The organism is Kitasatospora putterlickiae (genome assembly GCF_039527695.1).
In the GTDB taxonomy this organism is placed as follows: Bacteria; Actinomycetota; Actinomycetes; order Streptomycetales; family Streptomycetaceae; genus Kitasatospora; species Kitasatospora putterlickiae.
The window spans coordinates 22,213-27,083 of record NZ_BAAAKJ010000287.1 but is presented as its reverse complement, the minus strand read 5'-3'; the positions used below and the strand labels follow the sequence as shown (position 1 = coordinate 27,083).

The 4,871-nt window shown below is 76.4% G+C and carries 4 protein-coding genes and 1 pseudogene; 2 read left to right on the top strand and 3 right to left on the bottom strand.

Going from position 1 to position 4,871, the window contains the following annotated elements:
• Positions 1-36: 36 nt before the first annotated feature.
• Positions 37-582: a GNAT family N-acetyltransferase gene (locus ABD308_RS28125; protein ID WP_344340298.1), complete on the bottom strand. Its 546-nt coding sequence runs from the start codon at positions 580-582 to the stop codon at positions 37-39.
• Positions 583-796: 214 nt separating this feature from the next.
• Complete coding sequence (locus tag ABD308_RS28120) at positions 797-2,227, bottom strand: MFS transporter (protein WP_344340295.1); 1,431 nt, start codon at positions 2,225-2,227, stop codon at positions 797-799.
• A gap of 129 nt (positions 2,228-2,356) precedes the next feature.
• Here ABD308_RS28120 and ABD308_RS28115 point away from each other — a divergent pair, with 129 nt between their 5' ends.
• Positions 2,357-3,040 carry a helix-turn-helix domain-containing protein gene (locus ABD308_RS28115; RefSeq protein ID WP_344340293.1) on the top strand — a complete coding sequence of 228 codons (684 nt, stop codon included), beginning with the start codon at positions 2,357-2,359 and terminating at the stop codon, positions 3,038-3,040.
• 27 nt (positions 3,041-3,067) lie between these two features.
• On the opposite strand, the gene ABD308_RS28110 is transcribed toward ABD308_RS28115, so the two are convergent.
• A complete protein-coding gene (locus tag ABD308_RS28110; protein ID WP_344340290.1) occupies positions 3,068-4,264 on the bottom strand; it encodes an NAD(P)-binding protein in 1,197 nt (398 codons plus the stop codon).
• Positions 4,265-4,683: 419 nt separating this feature from the next.
• Between ABD308_RS28110 and ABD308_RS28105 the strand changes: the two are divergent.
• Positions 4,684-4,871, top strand: a pseudogene (locus tag ABD308_RS28105) (hypothetical protein); the annotation flags it as partial.

The following is a 4,871-nucleotide window of genomic DNA, read 5'->3' as shown; positions in this document are numbered from 1 at the left end:
GGGGGCCGGGTGGGGTGTCCGGTCCCGGAGGGCCGGTTACTCGATGCCGAAGGCGGCCGCCCAGCGGGCGGTGCCGGACGGGAGGGGGTGGTGGGCCGGGTCCAGGCTCAGGGCCATCCACGCCTCGTCGGGGGCGTCGATGGTGAGCGTGATGCCGTGTGCCGAGGCCCGGCCGAAGCCGAAGCGCGGGTAGTACGACGGGTGCCCGAGCAGGATGACGTACCGCTCGCCCTGCTCCCGGGCGGCGTCCAGCACCGCTCGGACGGCGGCCGAGCCGGCGCCGCCGCGCTGGTGGTCGGGGTGCACCGACACCGGCCCGAGGGCGAGCGCCGGCACGTCGCCTATGTACGCGCGGGTGAGCACGACATGGCCGACGGGGGAGCCGGCCGGGTCGGCGGCGTCGGTGACGACGACCGACAGGCCGTCGAGCCACCCCTGGTCGGCGCGGAGCGCGTCGAGGATGTCGGCCTCCGCCGGCCGCCCGAACGCGGCCAGCGTCAGCTCACGGACGGCCGGGACGTCCGCGGGGACCTCGACGCGGGTGCGCCAGGTGGAGGAAGAGGAACCGGAAGAAGAGGACATGGGAATCCCTTGGAAAGGGGCCCCGGAGCGAGAGGTGTCAGACCGGGACCCGGGAAGTGAGGACAGTCCGGGTGCCGCGCAGCACGTGCGCAGCGGCTATCACCGCGACCACGTTTCACGTTCCCTTTCTTCCGCTCGTTCCTCATCGGCCCTGTCCGGGCTCGGTGAGGGACCGTAACACGCGGTCCGGACCGGGTGCGAGCGGTTTTTCCGCTCAGCGCTGCCGCGAGGCGCGGGCGACCAGCAGCAGCGACAGGCCGCAGGCCGTGACCACCAGCCAGCCCGGGCGGGAGGCCGTGGTGAGATCGGCCGCTCCCGCCGCTGCTCCGGCCCCCGCTCCCGCGACCAGCCCGCCGGCGACGGCGATGCCGAGCGCCGAGCCGAGCTGGCGGGCCGTCGAGGTGATCGCCCCGGCCACCCCCGCGCGGTCGGCCGGCAGGCCGCCGACGGCGGTGTTGGTGATCGGCGCGTTGGCGAAGCCGAAGCCGGTGCCGAGCAGGAGGCTGGCGGCCAGCAGCACCGGTACGTCGGCCGTGCTCCCGTCGGGAAGGTAGGTCCGGGTCAGCAGCAGCGTCCCGCCGGCCGCCGTGAACCACGCCGCCAGCAGCAGCGGCCGGCGCGGCCCGTCCCGGCTCACCAGGACGCCGGACAGCGGCGCGCACACCGTGGCCCCGACCGCCATCGGCAGCGAGGCCAGCCCGGCGGCGAGCGGCGTCCACCCCCGGTCGTGCTGCAGTTGGAAGGTGGTGAGCAGCAGACTCACCGTCAGTGCCACGAACACCGCCACCGCGCCCAGGGCGGCCGTCGTGAACGCCGGCCGCCGGAACAGTGCGAGGTCCATCAGCGGCTCGTCCCGGCGGCGCTCGGCACGGACGAACCCGGCGGTGGCCGCCGCCGCGACCGCGTAGCCGGCGAGCGCCCACAACGACGTCCATCCGAGCCGCGGCCCCTCGATCAGCACGGCCACCGTCGCGGACACGGCCGTGGTGAGCAGGAGCTGGCCCGGCAGGTCGAGCCGGCGGGCGCGCGGCGCCCGGGACTCGGGTACGAACAGCGCGCTCAGCACCACGGCCGCCACCACCACCGGCACGTTCACCCAGAACACCGACCGCCAGCCGAACGCCGCGACCAGCGCTCCGCCGGTCACCGGCCCGGCCGCCATGCTCAGCCCGAACACGGACGCCCACACCCCGATCGCGCGGGCGCGCTCCCGGGGGTCGGGCATGGCGTTCACCACGATCGCCAGCGCCACCGGGCTGAGCATCGACGCGCCCACGCCCTGAAGGGCGCGCGCCGCGACCAGCGCGCCCGCCGACGGCGCGAGCGCGCAGGCGAGCGAGGCGAGGCCGAACAGCAGCAGGCCGCCCTGGAAGACCCGGCGGCGCCCGAAGCGGTCGGCGAGCGCGCCGGCCGTGATCAGCAGGCTGGCGAGGACGACCGTGTAGGCGTCCACGATCCACTCCAGGTCGCGGGTGCCCACGTGCAGGCCGCGCCCGATCGCGGGCAGGCCGACGTTGACGATCGTGGTGTCCAGGCCGACCAGGAACAGGCTCAGCGCGCAGACGGCGAGCACGGTCCAGCGCCGGCGGGCGGTGAGGAGGGGCGGGGACGGTGGCGCTGTCGCCGTGGTGGTGGTGCTGCTCATGGGCTGAGCCCGCCTTCCGGTCGGATCGTCTTACCGGTCGCCCATGCTGGGGTTCGGGCACGGCCCCGGCCCAGCCTTCTTGCGGAAACCGCAAAGCGCGGCCGGACGGACCCGGGCAGAATCGCCCCCATGGACGCCGAACCCAGGGACGCCGCCCGCGCGGACGCCGACACCGTGGACGCCGAACCCGCGGAAGCAGAACTCGCGGAAGCAGGACTCGCGGAAGCAGAACCCGCCACGACCGACGACGTCGCGGAGGTCATCGCCGCCATCGGCCCCCGGCTGCGCGCGCTGCGCCTCGGCCGCGGCCTCACCCTGGACGCCCTCGCCGCCGCCACCGGCATCTCGGTGAGCACCCTGTCCCGCCTGGAGTCCGGTCACCGCCGCCCCACCCTCGACCTGCTCATCCCGCTCGCCCGCGCCCACCGCGTCGCCCTGGACCAGCTGATCGCCGCCCCCGTCACCGGCGACCCCCGCCTCCACCTCCAGCCCCGCCACCGCGACACCGGCAGCGTCCTCCTCCCGCTCACCCGGTACCCCGGCCGGGTGCAGGTGTTCAAGCAGGTCCTGGCCCCGCGCGAGCCGAGGTTCGTCAGCCACCCCGGCTACGAGTGGCTCTACGTCCTGGCCGGTGACCTGCGCCTGCTCGTCGGCGGCCGCGAGCTCACCCTCCAGCCCGGCGAGGCCGCCGAGTTCGACACCGCCGAACCCCACTGGTTCGGCCCGGCCGGCACCGGCGCCGTGGAGATCCTCCACCTCTACGGCCCCCACGGCGACCAGGCCGTGCTCCGCACCGGCCCCGTCCCCGTCTGACGCCGGCCGGGCCGCCCTCGGTGCGCCTCAGCGGGCCGCCCCGTGGTTCGGGAGGTGGGCCGGGCGTCGGGCGGGGAACTGGGCCGGGCGCCCGGCGAGGGCGAGCGAGACGGCCTCCAGGGCGCTGGTGAAGGAGACCTCGCTCAGCACACCCGGCGCGGCGACCTGGTCGCCGACCAGGTAGACGCCGTCGCCGCGGTCGATCGCGGGGCGGTCGTGCCAGGTGGTGCCCGGCCGGTCGACGGCGCCGGTGCGGCCGGCGGCGACGGCCGTACGGCGCCACACCAGGCGCTCCGACCAGCCCGGGAAGCCGAGGTCCAGGAGGTGCTCGGCCCTGGCCAGCCCGGACTCCTTGGACTCGTCGGGGGACAGCGGGAGCTGGGCCTGGACCAGGTGCTCCCCGGCCGGGGCCAGGCTCGCGTCCTGGGTGGTGAAGCGCTCCACCCAGCCGGTGCCGTCGAGGTCCGAGACGAAGAAGGCGTCGCCGCGCCGCGACCGGAGCGCCACGTCGAGCAGCAGCGTCCGGCCGGTCTCCCCGGACAGGCCCGGGTCGCCCAGCAGCCGGCGCGCCGACTCCAGGGAGGTCGCGACGACGATCGGATTGTTGGTCGCCGGCAGCGCCTCCAGCCGTGACCCGGTCTCGATCCGCACGCCCGACTCCTGGGCCCGGGCCGTCATCCGGTCGATCACCGACTGCCAGCCGCCCACCGGGTACACCGCCTCCGGCGGCAGGCTCGCGGCCCGGCGCAGCCGCTCCTGGGTGAACGCCGCCGACAGCAGCCCCGGCGCGTGGTGGAAGGTCGCGACGGCCGCGAAGTTGGCCGCCGCCCGGGCCGTCCGCTCGCCCGCCACCTCGCTCGCCCAGCCCAGGAACGTCCGGCCGACCGGCGCGTCCCGGCGGGCCGCCAGCCGGGAGAGCGCCAGCGGCGGCAGCGCGTGCAGCCGGCCGTCGAGCAGGTAACGGGTGCGCAGCAGCGCGCCGAGCGGGACCCGGGCGAGCGGGCCGACCAGCCCGCGCCGCCGCAGCCACGCCCAGTGCGGGCCGCGTCGGTAGAAGGCGTGCGGACCCTCGTTGGCCCGGTACGGCGCCCGCGTGGTGCGGGCCCGGCCGCCGAGCCGGCGGTGCGCCTCGTGGAGCGTCACGTCGGCGCCGGCCTCGGCCGCCGCGATGGCCGCCGTCAGACCGCCGAAGCCCCCGCCGATGATGGTGATCCGCTGTGCCATGGGTCCGTCCTCGTTGGTCGTCGTCCGTGTCCGGCCGACCCGGATCGGTCCCGGTTGCGGCCGCTGTCGGGAGGGAGACGGGGCGGCGCGCCCGAATGTGACAGCCCGCCGCGCAGGACGTCGGACCGGCCGGCTTCCCGCGCCAGAAGTGTCTGGAGCAGGCGCCGCCCGCGCACACCGGGCCACCGGTGCGGCGCGCGCTGCGGGGACGGGCGCCGGGCGGGTTCCCGTCAACTCGGCGCGGGCGTTCCCGCAGGCCGGCGGGGGTGCGGGGAGGCCGGGGCGGCACGGACGGGGCAGGAAGGGGGCGGCGTACCTGGCCGGTTTGCGGTGGTCCGGTGGTGCGCGTACCGAACAACGGCCCGCCGCTGTCGGCCGCCGCTGCTACACCGAAGGCTGTCACACCGAAGGAGGCAGGTATGGCAGGTGACGGTGAGTGGATCCGGGTGCGCGCCCACTTCCGGCGCAAACCCGGCTCGGGTGGTGGCGGCGGCGGGAGAGGTGGCGGCGCGGGGCGACGCACCAGCGGGTGGGTGATCGCCGGGGCGGTCGCCGTCTTCTACCTCTACGGGCACTTCGTCGGCTACCGCGACGACGCCGCCGGGCC